General features: G+C 50.0%; 13 protein-coding genes. 5 read left to right on the plus strand and 8 right to left on the minus strand.

Annotated elements, in window-relative coordinates; genetic code table 11:
- Positions 1 to 19: 19 nt before the first annotated feature.
- The 6 genes from QZ375_RS06070 to QZ375_RS06095 form a co-directional block, all read right to left on the minus strand.
- The gene (locus QZ375_RS06070; RefSeq protein ID WP_295216794.1) at positions 20 to 511 is read right to left on the minus strand and encodes a transposase; all 492 of its coding nucleotides are present in this window, start codon (positions 509 to 511) and stop codon (positions 20 to 22) included.
- The gene (locus tag QZ375_RS06075) at positions 508 to 3,078 is read right to left on the minus strand and encodes a DNA translocase FtsK (protein ID WP_295216796.1); all 2,571 of its coding nucleotides are present in this window, start codon (positions 3,076 to 3,078) and stop codon (positions 508 to 510) included. The genes QZ375_RS06070 and QZ375_RS06075 overlap by 4 nt, the downstream gene beginning before the upstream one ends.
- A gap of 28 nt (positions 3,079 to 3,106) precedes the next feature.
- Positions 3,107 to 3,844: an ATP-dependent Clp protease proteolytic subunit gene (locus QZ375_RS06080; protein WP_295216799.1), complete on the minus strand. Its 738-nt coding sequence runs from the start codon at positions 3,842 to 3,844 to the stop codon at positions 3,107 to 3,109.
- 287 nt (positions 3,845 to 4,131) lie between these two features.
- On the minus strand, positions 4,132 to 4,878 hold the full coding sequence (locus QZ375_RS06085) for a dockerin type I domain-containing protein (protein ID WP_295216801.1): 747 nt from the start codon (positions 4,876 to 4,878) through the stop codon (positions 4,132 to 4,134).
- Between the two features lie 30 nt (positions 4,879 to 4,908).
- The gene (locus tag QZ375_RS06090) at positions 4,909 to 5,748 is read right to left on the minus strand and encodes a hypothetical protein (RefSeq protein ID WP_295216804.1); all 840 of its coding nucleotides are present in this window, start codon (positions 5,746 to 5,748) and stop codon (positions 4,909 to 4,911) included.
- Between the two features lie 340 nt (positions 5,749 to 6,088).
- A complete protein-coding gene (locus QZ375_RS06095) occupies positions 6,089 to 6,673 on the minus strand; it encodes a flavin reductase family protein (protein ID WP_295216807.1) in 585 nt (194 codons plus the stop codon).
- Positions 6,674 to 6,843: 170 nt separating this feature from the next.
- Between QZ375_RS06095 and QZ375_RS06100 the strand changes: the two genes are divergently transcribed.
- The 5 genes from QZ375_RS06100 to QZ375_RS06120 all read left to right on the plus strand — a co-directional run bounded on the left by QZ375_RS06100 (position 6,844) and on the right by QZ375_RS06120 (position 14,505).
- The gene (locus QZ375_RS06100; protein WP_295216810.1) at positions 6,844 to 8,373 is read left to right on the plus strand and encodes a sialate O-acetylesterase; all 1,530 of its coding nucleotides are present in this window, start codon (positions 6,844 to 6,846) and stop codon (positions 8,371 to 8,373) included.
- Between the two features lie 381 nt (positions 8,374 to 8,754).
- Positions 8,755 to 9,003, plus strand: coding sequence for a hypothetical protein (locus tag QZ375_RS06105; protein ID WP_295216813.1), 249 nt, complete (start codon positions 8,755 to 8,757; stop codon positions 9,001 to 9,003).
- A 271-nt stretch (positions 9,004 to 9,274) separates the two neighbouring features.
- Entirely contained in the window at positions 9,275 to 10,063 is a 789-nt protein-coding gene (gene rlmB, locus QZ375_RS06110; RefSeq protein WP_295216816.1) for a 23S rRNA (guanosine(2251)-2'-O)-methyltransferase RlmB, read from the plus strand.
- A 44-nt stretch (positions 10,064 to 10,107) separates the two neighbouring features.
- Positions 10,108 to 12,585 carry a hypothetical protein gene (locus QZ375_RS06115; RefSeq protein ID WP_295216819.1) on the plus strand — a complete coding sequence of 826 codons (2,478 nt, stop codon included), beginning with the start codon at positions 10,108 to 10,110 and terminating at the stop codon, positions 12,583 to 12,585.
- Positions 12,586 to 12,945: 360 nt separating this feature from the next.
- A complete protein-coding gene (locus QZ375_RS06120) occupies positions 12,946 to 14,505 on the plus strand; it encodes an LCP family protein (RefSeq protein ID WP_295216825.1) in 1,560 nt (519 codons plus the stop codon).
- 217 nt (positions 14,506 to 14,722) lie between these two features.
- On the opposite strand, the gene QZ375_RS06125 is transcribed toward QZ375_RS06120, so the two are convergent.
- Positions 14,723 to 16,168 carry a TrkH family potassium uptake protein gene (locus QZ375_RS06125; RefSeq protein WP_295216829.1) on the minus strand — a complete coding sequence of 482 codons (1,446 nt, stop codon included), beginning with the start codon at positions 16,166 to 16,168 and terminating at the stop codon, positions 14,723 to 14,725.
- Positions 16,169 to 16,178: 10 nt separating this feature from the next.
- Positions 16,179 to 17,537: a Trk system potassium transporter TrkA gene (trkA, locus tag QZ375_RS06130; RefSeq protein ID WP_295216834.1), complete on the minus strand. Its 1,359-nt coding sequence runs from the start codon at positions 17,535 to 17,537 to the stop codon at positions 16,179 to 16,181.
- Between the last annotated feature and the right edge of the window lie 258 nt (positions 17,538 to 17,795).

Raw genomic sequence — 17,795 nt, forward strand, 5'->3', positions numbered from 1 at the left:
GCTGGCGAATTATATCCGCCTACGTGATTGATGTATCATCACAGTGCTGTGCGATCCATTTGATTGGATTATCCTGAATGTACTGCCATGCGTTTCGGTATTCCTTTTCATTTCGCAGGATTCTGTCATAAAAGGATTTCTGCCAGATGGAAAACCCGATTTGTTTGGTGATTGCACCTTTGAATTGCTTAACGACCCGTGATAATGTAGGGGCGAACTGTGTTCGCCCGTTTTCATCGGGAAGAATCAACAAGATCATGTGAATGTGGTCTGGCATGATACAATATTTATTGACTATCACGTTGGGATATATGGTATCTAATTTTTTTATTTCCTGCGAAACAACTTTGCCAATATTGGATAGTTTCGGGTGAACGCAGTTCGCCCCTACAGTTTCCCACAAACAGATGTCGGAAAGGGCAACGCAGATCGTGACAAAATAGGCACCGCAGGAGGCATAATCATAGTTCTCCAGACGATTTTTCTTTCTCGCAGGATGTTCCGTATTCACTGTAATCTCCGCATTTTCCGTTCCGCCAGCTGTTCCTTGGTCATGAGTACCTTTCTGGGTTTTGCACCCTCATAAGGACCAATGATGCCCATTTGTTCCAGTTCATCCATCATCCGTGCGGCACGGGCATAGCCCAGCTTCAGCCGCCGCTGGAGTGCAGAGGTGGATGCCTGTCCGGCTTCGACAACTACTTCAATGGCACGCTCCAGGACATCCTCGTCGCTGCCGGGCTCTGGTGCACCATTTGTTTCGGCGGCGGCTTTCATCTCCTTCTGCTCTGCCTTGGTGACCGGAATATTCTGTTCTACTTGTTCCATAATTTCATCGCTGTAATTGCTCTGTGTCTGTGCCTTGATGAATTCCACCACTTTTTCAATCTCCTTGGTGGAAGTGAAACAGCCCTGAACACGAACCGGCTTGATCTTGCCGTTGGGCAGATAGAGCATGTCACCGTGTCCCAGCAGTTTTTCCGCACCGCCGGTATCCAGGATGGTTCTGGAGTCGACCTGTGACATGACGGAAAGGGCGATACGGCTCGGAATATTTGCTTTGATCAGACCGGTGATGATATCCGTCGTCGGTCGCTGAGTGGCAATGATCAGATGCATTCCTGCCGCACGTGCTTTCTGTGCCAGGCGGCAGATGGCATCTTCTACTTCTTTGGAAGTGGTCATCATCAGGTCTGCCAACTCGTCAATAATTACTACGATCTGGGGCATGGGCTCTAGTTCACTGCCCGGCTGTGCCGCTGCGGCGTTGTAATCTCCCAGGTCACGGACGCTGTGTTCCGCAAAGAGATTGTACCGCCGCTGCATTTCCTGCACTGCCCAGTTCAGGGCACCGGCAGCCTTTTTCGGGTCGGTGACTACCGGGATCAGCAGGTGGGGAATGCCCTCGTATACCGTGAATTCGACGATCTTCGGGTCAATGAGGATGAGCTTTACCTCGTCCGGTGTGGCGTGGTACAGAATGCTCATGATAATGGAATTGGTGCAGACGGATTTACCGGAACCGGTAGCGCCGGCAATGATCATATGGGGCAGACGTGCAATGTCTCCCACAATGGCATTTCCGGCAATGTCCCGTCCTACGGCAAAGGTCAGCTTGCTCTTGGAATTTTTGAAATTGTCACTCTCCAGGATTTCCCGGAGGGAAACGGTGTCTTTGTGATTGTTGGGCACCTCGATGCCGATGGCAGGCTTTCCCGGTATGGGGGCTTCCATGCGGACACCCTGTGCCGCCAGGGAAAGGGCAATGTCATCTGCCAGACCGGTGATCTTGGAGACCTTGATGCCGGCGGCAGGCTGGATCTCATAGCGTGTGACAGAAGGACCCCGTGAAATGCCTGTGATCCGCACGGTCACACCGAAGCTTTTCAGGGTGTCTGCCAGAATGCCGGCATTTTCTTTCAGTTCCTGTTCCGCAGCCGGGTCCCCTGCACGGCTGATGCCTGTCTGCAAAAAGTCCAGAGGCGGTATCTGATAGGGACGCACCGGCGGTACCGGTGGCGCTGCCTGCGCCGGGGATTCGTCTTCCGGCTGAAACAGCTCCGGCGGGTCTGTCAGCAGCTCTTCCGGGGATACAATGGCAGCATTTCCGCCGCCGTCCGGGGGCAGGGGAATGTCTACATCCATGTCATATGCCGGTGTATATGGCTCTGCCGGGTCAGGCTGACCATAGCTGTCATGTATCATTGCCTCCAGATCCGGCGGCAGGGGAGAGCTGTCCTGTATAAAGTCCGGTACTTCCGGTACAGCTGGTTCTGCTGACGGGATGGGTTCCGGCTGGGGTTCTGCTTTTTCTCTGCGGCGGCGTTTTCTGGGAGATTCCTCCGGCGGGAGGAAAAACTCCGGCTCTTCCGGGGGAATGTCATTTTCATCGATATCATCTGCCCAGTCCGGTTCACGCCGCCAGAGTTCCCGCAGCTTGCGGAAGGGCAGAAGAATGTATTGAAACAGCTGGCGCATACTCAGATCCAGCATCCACATGATTGCGACAAAGAGGAGAACCACAATGAGAATGCGTGCTCCCGTTGTGCCGAGGATCCGGATGAGGGGATAGGCGAGGACTGCACTGATGACGCCGCCGCTCTGAAAAGCGTCCTCGGCGCCGGTTTCGTATAAGTAGCCGACAGCACGGAAAAAGGATTTTTTCTCGATCTCGCCGACAAAGAGGATCTGTACAAAGCTGCTGGTCAGAATGGTCAGTCCCAGGCTGAAGATCAGCCGTTTTGGGAGAGACATGCCCGTGCGCTTTTCCGTATAATAGGCGGACACCAGCAGGATAATGGGTACCAGGATAATGGAAAAGCCGAACAGCCCCCGGACAAACCGGTGGAGGACATACCAGCCGGCGCTGCCCTGAATGAATGCAATGAGGAAAAACAGCACTGCGCTTGCAAATAAGATCACAGACTGAAATTTGGTGTTGCCGTTTTGCTGTCGGTTCAGTTTTTCCAGAGCCTCTTCTTTTGCAGTGCGTGCTGTATTATCATTTGTCTTTTTTGCGGCAGGCTTTTTTTTCGCCGCCGGTTTTTTCTTTTTGGTGGAAGCGGATTTCTGTGCCAATTCGTTTGCCTTTCTGTGCAGAAGCCGATCATGCCGGCGGCAGTGCGTCGGGATATCTCGGCTCCCGGGTTTCGATCAGATGATAGAGCGCTTCTATGGCATCGTGGAGTGTGCCAAGCCGGTCGATGAGACCGCAGGCGACAGCTTCTTCCCCGGAGATCACAGTGCCGATATCGGTGGCAAGCTCCTGGGTGTTCATCATCATTTGTTCCAGGGTCTTGGGGTCAATGGAACTGTTCCGGGTGATAAAGCCGGTGATGCGCTCCTGGATTTTTTCAAAATAGACCACGGTCTGGGGTACTCCCAGTACCAGTCCATTGGTGCGGACAGGATGCACGGTCATGGAAGCGGACGGGACGATCATGGAAATGTCTGCGCTCACTGCCATGGGGATGCCAATGGAGTGACCGCCGCCGATGACCAGAGAGACCGTAGGCGTTTTCATGCCGGAGATCATCTCTGCAATGGCAAGACCAGCCTCTACATCGCCGCCCATGGTGTTCAGGACGACCAATAGTCCCTCCACATTGCGATCCTGTTCAATGGCGACCAGTGCCGGGAGAATATGCTCATATTTGGTGGTTTTGGTGTCGTCCGGCAGGATATTGTGCCCTTCCACCTGTCCGATCACGGTCAGACAGTGGATGAGATGCTTTGCGTTCTGGGTGCGGACGGCACCGGTCTCTTCGATGAGCTGTGCCTGATCCAGCTGCTCATCAGTGTTGGTTTTGGGATCAGAAGTATTGTGCTTATGATTTTCTGACATAGGGATTCGCTCCTTTGCAAACGGTTTTAGGCAATACCGCACAAAGCTGCCGGCGTTCTTTGTACAGTGTTTCCTTTGATTTCAGTTTGCCCGTCAGAGTAGAAGTTATGCGAAACAAAAGACAATACTTCCAGCATACTTCTAATTATAACACAACTGCTGAAAAAGTCAAGGGAGCGAGAAAATCGGATTGAAAGTGAACATTAAAACGTTCCAATTGTTTTAGAACATAAAAAACCACCAACAGCGCACTGTCGGTGGTTTTTATAAAGTAAGCTATAGGAAGTTTATTTGGTTACATCAGAGTCAAAATAGTATTTTCCATTGCAAAAGAATATTTCTTCAACATCCTTATTGACAGACCAATTTGCATAAAAACAGAGAAAGCTATATGCATCATCAATGGTAATTAAACCATCTGCATTAAGATCTAATAAGTTAAACTCTAGTGGTGTGAGATAGAGCTCTTCATAGGGCGTATACGAATCAAACAGCATGATTCGGCATACTTCCTCATACAGCTTAGCGTCTTCTATTGGGTCAAGTCGTTGCTCTGTACCAATGGCTTCACAGGCATAGATTTCGGGTTCTCTCGTATCCCATCCTGAAATACTGAAACTAACTCCTTGGGGGAATTCATAAACAGGCTCATCCGTGATATTTAAAGAATTGCCAACACTGGTATGGGCATATATGCGCAGCATCAGCCAAGCTGCTGTAAGATCAGTAGAACCGGTTTTCATAATATCGCCTAGGGCATATTTCTGATTCTCATGAATCCAGTCTGCATCAGCCTGATCTACCGTGCCGTCTTCATTTACATCAGCCAGCGTCAGTTGTTTTTCGGTAAAAGAGACGTCACCAGCATGAAGATGGCGAGAGAGCAGAGCAGCATCGTGACCGCTGACATAACCGTCCATGTCCACATCACCGAGCGGATAAACAGTCTCTTCACTGCTTGCGGACAGGATGGGAAGTGCGGAGACAGTCATCACAGCGGCTGTCAGAGCTGAGATTACTTTTCTTTTTTTCATAAAAGCCTCCTTAAAAATATACAAATTTGATTAGCACACTATCTTGACAGACGGAACTTTTCCAAGATAATCACTTGCATAAGACGAGCCTACAGATGCGTGTGTGTAATACAATAAAATCTCATTTGAATCGTCATAATCTATGATATCATCACCATTTGTATCTGCTATAGCAGCGCTTATATAAGCGTTATTTACCAAACCTAAATATTTACCACCGCTAATTAAATCTGCACGGTTATCTTTTAAGTGTGCATTTAATTTGGCAGTAGTTGTGCTTACCGCCTGAACTTCACTTAAAATGGTTTTTACTAAATAAGCATCATTCAATCCAATTCCATCATCACCATCCAGGTCACCGACCATGCCTTCTTTGATGCCAAATGCAGCATCAACTGCTACACCTTTATAGCTTTCATCGCCTTTATTTAAGTTTTCAGAATCTGACTTATAGCGATAAACACCAACTTCAAATTCATGATCTGCTGCAGCATCACCGTTGATCGTAAAATTTAATTCAACGGTGAAATCATAATGATTATCGCTCCCAGCAGCCATGAATATAGTGGATATTTCATCTCCCATCCCAACATTAAGCCAAGGGGACTTAGTATAGCTTAGTGGCACGCAATTACTATCATACGTTACGGACATTCCTAAGATGCAAAAGCCAGGATTATTTATAGAATTAATGCTCAATTTATAGCGGTTTGTATATCCGCTGACTTTCTCTACAGATACTTCGTAATCGAATTCTGATCCTGGAACAATTGAAGGCGTGATTGCACTTGCTGATATCGTACCAACACTCACTGCAAGCATTGAACTTGCAATGATACTTGCCATAAACTTTGAAATAATCTTCTTCATCACTTTATATCTTTCTTTCAAAAATGTAGAAAAGGTTTTGCGTAAATTTACCCTTTGATTTTATTATAGTTTTATTACATTAATGAATCGACGGTTTTTTTATGAATAAATATTTTTTATTTGCAAACTTATTATGATATGATAAATTGAATTGCCTTCGATGGTGAAATGGGCTTGTCGATATCACGGATTAACTATTGAGATCTATCAAAAATCTATAAAATGCGTAACGATTTTCGGATGGCTAATAGATCTAATTTTTATTTACATGTCAACTTCAGACAATACTATATAAGGATGAAATATGCCATCTAAAAATTTTATTTTAATGCATTGTTTATTAGACGTTTTTTTTATGCTTTTTCTTCTTTTTCCGTACCGAGTCCCCGAAATTCCCCAGCTTGCGTCCCAGGGAAAAATATTCCCCATGGGCATACGCCATGAGACCGCATTGCTGGAGGTTTAGTTTCCCCTTGCTGTCCAGATACTTTTCGTCCACATTGACCCCGGTGATCTCCGCTTCAAAAACTGTATGGGTGCCCATTTCCTTCGTGTCTGTCACACGGCATTCCAGATTCACGGGGCATTCTGCGATCAGCGGTGCCTGAACCGTTTGTGCCGGCTCTGGTGTCAGGTGACAGACCGCAAATTTATCCACATCTTTGCCGCTGCGCACACCGCAGAAGTCCGTTGCCTGCATCATGGCGGAGGTGGGGAGGTTGATAACGAATTCACGGTGTTCCATGATGATGCCGTAGGAATACCGTGTGGGACGAACGGAAATATATGTCATAGGCGGATGCGTTGCCAGAACGCCTGTCCATGCCACAGTCAGAACGTTGTGAGATTCCATCGTGCCGCAGGTGACCAGGGTGGGCGGTACGGGTGCCAGCAGAACGCTGCCTTTCCAGTGCTGTTTTGCCATTATTTTTCGACCTTTCTCCGGAATGTATCGGATTTTTGTGTGGTGTTGTCTTTGATCTTTTGGTATTGTATCATGTGCGAGAGGGAATGTCAACCGCTGCATTGACATCTTTCAGAAAACCTTGTATAATAAACCTATCTGATTCTGAACATAGAAAGGCGGATCTGAAAATGATTCATTGTTCTCCTATTTTTTCTGACCATATGATCCTGCAGCGTGACAAAAATATCGCCGTGTTCGGCACGGGAAAGCCGGGCGAGACTGTGACTGTTTCTGTACCGGAACGAAACCGCTTTGCAGCCGAAACAGTTGCTCCCGATGGAACATGGCGTGTGACTTTGCCGCCCATGAGCGCAGGCACAGACTGCACCCTGACTGTCAATGATCGTATTTTTACAGACGTGGCATTCGGCGAGGTCTGGCTTGCCGGCGGACAGTCCAACATGGAATTTATGCTGAAGGACGCTAAGGGCGGCGCTGAGGAACTGAAACACTGTGCAGATTCCGGCGTGCGCTGTTTCCAAGTGCCCCGGAATACCTTTGTGGATGCAGCTTATGAGAAAGAATTTCAGAACAGCTGCTGGCAGAAGGCTTCGCCGGAAGCCTGTGGCACTTGGTCGGCTGTGGCATACCTGGCGGCAAAGGAACTGGTGCGGAAGCTGGGCGTTCCCGTGGGTATTATTGGCTGTAACTTCGGCGGATCTTCCGTGAGCTGCTGGATGCCGGAGACGGATTTACAGGCACATGCCGCAGGTCATGCCTATCTGGATGATTATCGTGAAGCGGTTCAAGGTAAGACAGATGCCGAGATGATCGCTGCCTATGACGAATATGTGGAATATCATACCGCCTGGACAAAGCGCATGGAACAGTGCTACCAGGAGGACGGCAATATGAAGTGGGACGAAGTGATCCGCCGCTGTGGTGAAAATCGCTGGCCAGGGCCTATGGGCGTGAAAAGTCCCTATCGTCCGGCTGGCATGTATCATACCATGCTCAAGCGTGTAGCACCCTATACCCTCCGCGGCTTTTTCTACTATCAGGGCGAAAATGATGATCATCGTCCCGATACCTACGCCACCCTGCTGACTGTCATGATCTCTCGCTGGCGGCATGATTTTGAAGACGATTCCCTGCCCTTCCTGCTGGTGCAGCTGCCTATGTTTGCCTATGAGGACGCTCCGGAAAACGGCACCTGGAGCAAACTACGTGAAGCACAGATGCGTGTTTACCGCACAGTGAAAAATACTGGTATCGCAGTGACCCTGGACTGCGGCGAATTGGGGAATATCCATCCCACGGACAAGCATCCGGTGGGACATCGTCTGGCATTGTTGGCACGACATCTGGTATACGGCGAACGGGATCTGGCAGCATTCGGACCTATGTACCGCAGCAGCGCAGTCTCCGGGGATACCATGACCGTCTGGTTTGATCATGCACAGCAGGGCATGGAATGGCATGGCGAGCCCACAGGCTTTGAGCTTGCCGGTGCGGATGGGGTATATTATCCGGCGCAGGCAGTACTGGACGGCAATGCAGTGCACTTGACCAGCGATACAGTTCCGACACCTTGCTTCGTGCGTTATAACTGGGTAAATTATGGTGCAGTGACCCTTTACGGCACAAATGGTATCCCGGCAGCACCGTTCCGGACAGATACGCTGACCATGCCTTTGACAGCACCGGAATGTGAATAAAATATAACCTCCCGAAGGGATAGTTCCACAGGATTCCACAAAGGGGAAAGAAACTGGAAAACACAATGGATTTTCCACTGTTTCCACAGAGTTTTCCACAAATATTGCCGTCGAAAAACCGCTTTTTGTGGAAAATCAGATTTTTCTTGTTTGAAGCTTTCATAAAGTGCACATACTCCTACTGAAATCTAAGGTAATACCGCATAAAGATTGCATGTCAGATGAAACAAAAAGCGGAGTGAATACCCACGGGCACAAGTACTTTGTGTATTCACGAGCATTTTTGTGAAATATGACGGAAAATATGCAAGCATATGACATGCAAAGCCGTCAGGCGGTCTTTGTGCGGTGTTGCCTTAGGGAAAATAGGAGGAAGTGCATATGGTAAAGGGCGTGCAGAAGAAGATCATTGAAGTGAATCATCCGGACAGCCTGTACTTTGAACGGGCGGTCTTTTATCTCAAGCCGGGTATCACTCAACTGCCCCAGCAGCTATCTCAGGCGGATGCAGATGCACTGCTGATGGAGGCAGCCCCGGCAAGATCCGGCAGGCGTGCCTGGCTGCGCTCTTTGCTGCTGGTGCTGCTCAGCTGTGTGGGAACGGCAGTGGTCTGCTTTTTGGTGCGGTAATGGAAATTAGGAATGGTGGTATCGCCTGCAGCGATGAATTATAAATTGCAAAATTTGAACTAATTTTAGATTCGTGAGCGCAGCGAACACCGCCATTCTTCATTCCTAACGCCTAATTCCTAATTCAAGAACAAAAATTCGCAGCTTGCTTTGAAGATGCGTCAAATTACGCTTGTTTTTTTGCGAAAGTCATGCTATAATGGAAAAGAACGTCCGGGAAAGCAGATATTTTGCAGAACCGGACAGCATGAATGAATCCAGGAGGAACGCAATGAGTCAGAAAAAATCACAGAAACACCGGACACCCCGTCCTCAGGATGTATCCGAAAACGAACGGATCGCCGGACGGAATCCGGTATTGGAGGCATTGCGCAGCGGTGCAGCAGTGGATACCATATATGTCAGCCAGGAAAGCGGCGGTTTGCAGGAGATCATTTCTCTTGCGAAAGATCGGGGGATTCCTGTGAAGATGGTCACAGATGCAAAACTGTCTCAGCTGACCGGCGGTGCGGTGCACCAGGGCGTTGCGGCAGAAGGTGCCTGCGGGCAGTATGTCTCCCTGGAGGAACTGCTCCAGAATGCCGCAGACCGGGGCGAGCCGCCTCTGCTGGTACTCTGCGATGGTATTCAGGATCCCCACAATCTGGGGGCAATTATCCGTACCGCAGAAGCGGCAGGCGCACACGGTGTCATTATCCCGAAACGCCGCAGTGCCTCACTGACTCTGACTGTGGGAAAGACCTCTGCCGGAGCAGCGAGCTGGCTTCCGGTGGCACGCGTTTCCAATCTGGTGGCAGCAATGGAGACACTCAAGGAACACGGCGTCTGGATCTACGGGACAGACGCCGCCGGCACGTCCTATACAGAGACTGATTTCACCGGCGGTACAGCCTTTGTCATCGGCTCGGAGGGCTTTGGTATGAGCCGGCTGGTCAGTGAGACCTGCGATGGGATGCTGAGCTTGCCTATGCGTGGAAAGGTCAATTCCTTGAATGCTTCTGTGGCGGCAGGAATCTTTTTGTATGAAGCAGTGCGCCAGCGGATGGCGCCGGGTACATAAGAGCCTATCCCTGTTTTCAGGAAACAGGCTCAACAGGAGAAACTATGGCAGATCATAAATTTACATTAGAAGAGATCCTCAATGAATACAGCGCTGATGGGAAACGTTCCGGTATTCGTCGGACGGAGGAACAGCCCCTTTCCCATGGTACGCTGGAGACAGAGAAGCTGGTGGAAGTGGCAACTTCAAACCGTCCGCTGCATCAGGTAAATTCTAGCTATCGTGCAGTGGTTCCGGAGGAATCTCAGGAGGGACAGGAGGATCTGGTGGATATCAAGTCCACTATTTCTCATATTAAGGCGAACAAAGCTGCGCAGGCGGCACGGTATGAATCGGCAGCACCGGTACTCCGGGAACGCTTTCCCACACAGCAGCTGCGCCGGGAAAATGTATCCTTTGTCAATGCCGCCGGAGCGAAAAACTATAATGCTGCTTATCTGGAAAGCAGCGACGAAGCCTATGACGGTGCTGTGAAGCTCCTGGAACCGGAAGGGGAGATGCCTTTTGATGGGGAAAAGCATCGTCCCAGCATCCGGCAGATGCAGGATTCCACTCGTGCGAAGGAAAAAAGCCGAAAAAGACGACGCAGAACGGCAGATGTATCTTACGCCAAGGAATCTGTGACCGGCGAGTTTCAGCGTGTCAGCGGATTTGACACCGGCGAACAAGCGCCTTCTTCCCGGCGGCGCTGGGAAGAAGATCAGGGGTATTATTATCAGGAAAATCAGGAAACTGGAAAATTTCGTGCCATTCGTCAGCGTGTGCGCAGTCACTCTTTCGGCGAGGATGTCCAGAAACAGAAACCGGACGATCTGGAAGCCATTCGGAAAAATCTGAACAGTCTGCGAAATGTGGTATTTTTCCGTTTCCTCGCCCTGTTGCTCCTGACGCTCTTGGGCGGTATTATGGCGCTGAGCGAGACGGTAGGCGGCGGTGCACTAACTCAGTTGCTGACGCCACGTGGTTATGCCATTGCACAGCTGCTTCTGGCTGCAATTGGTCTGGGTGTGGCTTTTCCCACAGTCAAAAACGGATTGTGGAATTTTCTGCGTTTTCATGCGGATAGCGACAGCATGGCAGTGCTGCCCCTTCTGCCGGCAATGGCAGGGGCGGTCTGTGCAGTCATTTCCCCGTCAGTGCTGGCAGCGGAAACGGTGCATCTCTATGTGCCCTGCGCTCTGATGGCACTGTTCTGCAATGCCGTCGGACGGCTTCTGGTGGTGCGGCGTGCTTTGCGCAACTGCAATGTGATCTCCCGTACCGGGCAGAAACGTGTACTCTCCTATGTTTCCCAGGAGGAAACGGCAGAGTTGTTGACACGGGGCGTGCTCAACGATTTTCCTATTGTGACGTCGGTGCGCAAGGCAGATTCTCTCTGTGATATCCTGCGTTATACGTATTCCACAGATATAGCAGATGCCCTATGCCGTCCCATGACGCCGGTCTGCGCCGGGATCGCACTGGTAGTGGCAGTGGGTATGACGCTGATCCGCATGGGCACATCTTTCAACATGCTCTGGCTGAGTTTTCTTCTCTCGGTATTGACGATGCTCATGACAGCCGGCTGTTGTGTTGCCAGCGCATTGGTGGTCAATCTCCCTTTGGAACGAGAATCCAAAAAGGCGGCAGCTTCTGACAGTGCTATGCTGGGCTATCAAAGTGTGGATGATTTCTTTGATACCAACGCCCTGCTGGTGGAGGCAACCGATCTGTTTCCTAATGGCTCGGTGCAGATCCAGGGAATGAAAGTGTTCTCTGGTGCAAAAATGGATGAGGTACTGCTGGATGCCGCCAGTCTGGTGCACCATGCAGAAAGTATGCTGAAAAGTGCATTTTCGGAGATGATCCCGGATCATGAGGCACTGCGTGAAGTGGAAGAATTCGTCTGTGAGGACGGTTTGGGACTGTGCGGCTGGATCGCCAACCGCCGGGTACTCTTCGGCGGCAGGGAAATGATGGCGAATCACAATATTGAAGGACTTCCCACGAAGACAAGGGAGGCAGAGCTTGCAGAGGGTAACGGCGATGTGCTGTATCTCTCTGTCAGCGGTGTGCTTTCCGCTATGTTTTCTATTCGCATCACTGCTGACCCTATGGTGCGCCGGCAGATGCAGGCGCTGCGGCAGGAACGCATTGCTTTGGTGATCCGCAGCGTGGATAGTTCTGTATCCCTGCGCCGTCTGGCATCCCTGTTCGATTTTTCGGAGCATCTTATGAAGATCATTCCCACGTCTATGCACAATCTTTTTCAGCGGGAGACAGCCGATTTGGGCTGTGCCAGCGCTTCTATGACGGTGGGCGGCAAGGGTTTTGGTGCAGCCAGACTGTTGCTGGGCGCACGCCGGGTGAGACGTGCGGCAGTGATCGGTGTGATTTTGCAGATCGTATCAGCGCTTTTGGGTTTGTCTCTGGCGATGATACATATTGTTACCGGAGCCTATGAAGAGGTGACAGCGCAGTTTTTCTTTGTGTATCACCTGATTCTTACAGCGATCACAGCGCTTGCGGTGCGGATACGATGAGATGAAAAAGGCAAAAAAAGAAAATTTACTGTAAGTTTCTAAGAAAGGGTGCATATCATGCTGGTCCAGCTGAGCACAGCTGGCGCAGGTTCAGGGCTGCGTAAGCCCTGGCAGAGTCTAGGGACAGCGTCCCTAGTCGCCGTCCGCAGACGGCGAAACACCCTGGCGCATTCTCTTGCGCCGCGGGGAATAGGGGTGAGAAAAGCGATAGCTTTTCGAGGGGAAAGCGGTCTTGTCCGCTTTCCCCTCGTGAACCATTTTAGTAAGTTAAGCTTTGCAAACATCCCAGTGGGATGTTTGCAACGAAATATTTTTCGAATTTGTCTAAGAAAAAACTGACCCACGGAAAGGAGTCTGAATATGGACAAATATCATAAAAACGGGGACAATACAGACGGGGAAGAGACCATGTTTTTCCGTGTGGCAGAATCTGAGAAGCCTACGGATCAGTATGATACACAGCAGCTGAACGCTGGACAGGTACGGCGACAGGCAGGACAGAATGGGTATCCTCAAAACGGTTATCCTCAGAACGGATATCCCCAGAATGGTTATCCGCAAAATGGCTACCCTCAGCAGTCATATCCTCAGAACGGCTACGGGCAAAATAGTTATGGACAGGGCGGTTATCCTCAGGGACAGCGTCCTCGACAGAGTGCTCCCGGCGGCTATGGACAGCAGAACCGTCCGGCACAGGGAAATTATTCACGCTCCGGCAGTGCCCCTGCAAATTCCCAGTATCGTCAGCCGGCATCGGGACAGAGACCGCCTCAGCAAAATCGGTCTGCCTCCGGGCAGCGACCGCCGCAGTGGGGACAGTCCGCACCGTCCAGTTATCACCAGCCTCAGAGACAGAGTCAGCCTGGGCGGTCTATTTCTCAGAGGCAGAGCCCACCGCCGAGACAGTCCCGGCAAAGTGCTCCGGAACCTGTATCCCGGCAGAGAAGCGCACCTCGCCGTCGGCAGAAAAAATCACTGCTGGGGCGTATCGTGAAGCTGGTGATCACCCTGATCGTGGCGCTGTTTCTGTTGTATTCAGCAATCGCCATGGTGGGTATTCTGGGGATGAACCGTGTCTCCACCGGAGAACGCAGCGTCACAAGCGGCAGCCTGGATGCCTCTTATGTAAAAAATGTGTTGGTCATCGGCACGGATACAAGAGATCCGGAACAGGAACGGGGACGGTCGGACTCCATGATCCTGGTCTCCATGAATTCCAGAACCAAGGAGATCTACATGACGTCTTTTATGCGTGATGCCTACGTGGAAATTCCCGGAAACGGCAGCGGAAAACTGAATGCGGCATATTCTTACGGTGGTCCGGAGCTGCTGATGGATACACTGGAATCCAACTATGATGTACATATTGACGATTATGTTATGATCACCTTTGCCGCTTGTGCGGAAATGATAGATGCCGTGGGCGGCGTGGAACTGACCATTTCTGATGAAGAAGCCCAGGCAGTCAATGAGATCCTTATTAGCGAGGTCAACGAGATCATGGGTGACGACCGGGAGGACGATCTGCTGGACAGCGGCGGTACACTGACGCTGGACGGTAAACAGGCGCTGTCTTATAGCCGTATTCGCTATGTGGGAAATGCGGACTTTGAGCGTACCGAGCGGCAGCGGACAGTCATGCAGCAGGTCATGGAAAAGGCGAAAAAGAACCCCTTGCGGTTGGCATCTATCTGTATGTCGGCTCTGCCGAAGATGACTACCAATCTCTCTGTGGGTGCACTGTATGGATATGCGGTGACAACGCCTTTTAAGCTGATCAGCCATGATATGGCGCAGCAGCGGATCCCTGCAGACGGCACCTTCAGCGGTGCGGATATTGGCGGCGAATCAGTGTTGCAGGTGGATTTTGCAGCAGCGCAGCAGCAGCTTGCAGATACAGTGTATGCGGACAAGCCGTAAGAGCCTGTTCAGCATCTTTTCGCACGCATCTTGCTTGCATCTTTTCTGGGAGATTTTGCGAAAATACTCGGAAATCCACAAAGGATTTCCTCCGTTTTTCACTTCATCTCCCAAAAAATCTGACTGCGCAATCTGCGCACGCCCAGATACTGAACAGACTCTAAGATAAATGAAAACGCATCTGAATTTTCGGTTCAGATGCGTTTTTGGTATCATCTTAAAAATTCTTCCGCCAGACAGACGGTGCAAATAGGATCAGCAGGGGCAAACATTCCAGACGTCCCAAGAGCATATCCGCCGTCAGCACGATCTTGGAAAAGTCCGATAAAAAGGAGAAATTTTCCATGGGTCCTACTTGGTTCATGCCAGGACCAATGTTGTTCACACAGGTGGAAACTGCCGAGATCGTTGTCCCGAAATCCAGATCATTCAGGGACAGCAGGAGCATGGATGCCAGAACGATGCCTAGATAGAGGATCAGATAATGCATCACGCCGTATACCGTCTCTTCATTCATGGTTTTGTCGTCGGATTTGATAGAATTAATAGAATTGGGGTGCAGCATTTTCCGCATGGACAGCGCACCGCTTTTGCAGAGAATCACAAACCGCTGTACCTTGAATCCACCGCCAGTAGAACCGCCGCAGGCACCGATGTACATCAGAATCAGCAGCAGCATCTGGGAGAACATGGGCCATTGGTTATAATCCGCTGTGGCAAAGCCGGTGGAGGTCATAATGGATGCTACTTGAAATACCGCATATCGGAATGCTTTTCCCACAGTGTGATAGATGGACTGGGTGTTTATCATAATGAATACGGTGAATATGGCAAAGATGCTCAGGTACACCTTGAGTTCCGTGTTTTTGCGTACTTCCCGGAACCGTCGGATCAGCATGAAATAATACAGGCTGAAATTGATACCGAAGAGCAGCATGGTCACTGTCACAACACCCTCCAGATAGGGGGAATTGTAATAGGCAATGCCGGCGTTTTTGATACTGAAACCGCCTGTCCCGGCAATCCCCATGGCGTGGCAGATGCTGTCAAAAAGAGGCATTCCGCCGGCAGCCAGCAGTATTATGGTTACAATGGTCAGTCCGGTATAGATTGCGTATAGATATAGTGCCGAAAATTTCCCTTTGGGTACCAGTTTGCTCACCTGGGGGCCGGGACATTCCGCACGCATGAGATACAAGGCGTGGCTGGAGGACGGCATAATGGCGACAGCGAGTACGAGTACGCCCATGCCGCCAACCCAATGGGTAAAGCTACGCCAGAACAGCATGCCCTTTGGCAGTGTTTCGATATCTGTCAGAATGGTGGAACCGGTTGTAGTGAAGCCGGAAACGCTTTCAAATACAGCATCACAGAAATTGGGGATACAGCCGCTCAGATAGAAGGGCATTCCTCCGGCAATAGAGAACAGTACCCACAGCAGCGCTGCGATGACCATGCCCTCCCGGGCGAACATATTCTTATTTTTGGGGTGTATCAGCGAAAAGGGCAGGGATATCGCTGCCACGCAAATGCCCACAAGCAGAAATATTCCGGCACAGAAATATTCCCGGAAATACAGACTCACTGCCGATGGAATCAAAAACAGTACCGAACCGATCAGCATTGCCCTGGATAAATAATGAAATACAATTCCTTTGTTCATCTCGTACCGCCTAATTCAAAATATCTTTAAGACTGGAGATCCGATGTTCTTTGGAGACAATGACAACAGAATCTCCCATTTCAATGACAGCGTTGCCGTCTGGTATGACAATTTCACGTTTGCGGATAATGGCACAGATGAGAATATTTTTCTTTAGCTGCATCGCATGAAGCGGTATGCCCACCAGACCAGGAATCCGGTCTTTGACACGGAACTCAATGGCCTCCACCTGATTTCCCACCAGATGGTAAAGGGATTCGATTTCGCTGCCGGCGGCATTTGCCAGAGAACGCACATAACTCACCACATTACTGGTCGTCAGATATTTTGGGGAGATCACACAATCTAGCCCCAGCTCTGATGCAAGTGCAACATAATTATCTCGGTTGATTTTCGTCACCACTTTGGCGTTTGTGCTGTCTTTTGCGAACAGGGAAATGATTATGTTTTCCTCGTCGATACCTGTGAGTGCTACAAAAGCATCCACATCCAACACGCCTTCTTCCACCAGCAGATCCTGGTCTGTACCGTCGCCGCAGATAACAATGGCTTTGGGCAGTAGCTCTGCTAGCTTCATGCTGCGTTGGCGGTCTTTTTCCACGATTTTGACCTTCATCCCCATATTTAGCAGCTGTTTCGAAAGATAATAGCATACACTGCCGCCGCCCACGATCATAACGGTTTTGACCTTGTTTTTCATAAAGCCGCTGGCACGGAAAAAGCGTTCAATATTTTTATGGGAAGCAGCTACATGAATCCTGTCACCGGGGCACAGGGTGAAGTCGCCGCCTGGGATAAAGACCTCATCTTCGCGCTGTACGGCGCAGATCAGGAACTTTGTCTTGACTTTTTTATACAGTTCCTGGAAACTCAGCCCGTCCAGCCACTGAAATTGGGGCAGACGGTATTCTACAAGTTCTAGCTTGCCCTTTCCAAAGACTTCTACCTTTGCAGCGGATGGAAATACCAGTACACGCATGATCTCATCCGCTGTGGCAAATTCCGGATTGATGACCATAGACAAGCCCAGATCCTCCCGAATGAGGTGCATCTGCCGGTAATATTCCGGCATCCGCACACGGGAGATCGTTTTTTTTGCCCCCAGCCGTTTTCCGATGAGACAGCAGAGGATATTCAGCTCATCATAAGGCGTTGCTGCGATCAGAAGTCCTGCCTTGTTGACGCCTGCCTCCAGTTGGGTCTCCGAAGTCGCACCGTTTCCCTCAATGCACATGACGTCCAGCATGTTCTGAGACTTGCGCAGGTGCGTTTCCTCGTTGTCCACCACGGTGATATCATGTCCTTCCCGCACCAGGGCAGAGGACAAGTTGCTGCCGACCTTTCCATTACCAATAATTACGATTTTCATGTTTGTTTCACCCTACATCATTGCAAAGTCATTTTTCTGACAAATTTCAAAGCCTATTATAGCATGCCAGGCAGAAAAAGTCAATGATGTGTATCAGAATTTCATTTTTTAGTCTTTAACCAAGTTAACGAGAACAAAATAAGAGAATGCGTCGGTGTGTTTCGCCGTCTGCGGACGGCGACCAGGGCTTGCGCAGTCCTAGCGTACTGACATATTGACTTTTGAATTGATTTATGGTATAATTCTCATATCAACTAT

Origin of the sequence: Ruminococcus sp. (assembly GCF_019417665.1) — a bacterium.
Classification (GTDB): Bacteria; Bacillota; Clostridia; order Oscillospirales; family Ruminococcaceae; genus Ruminococcus_C.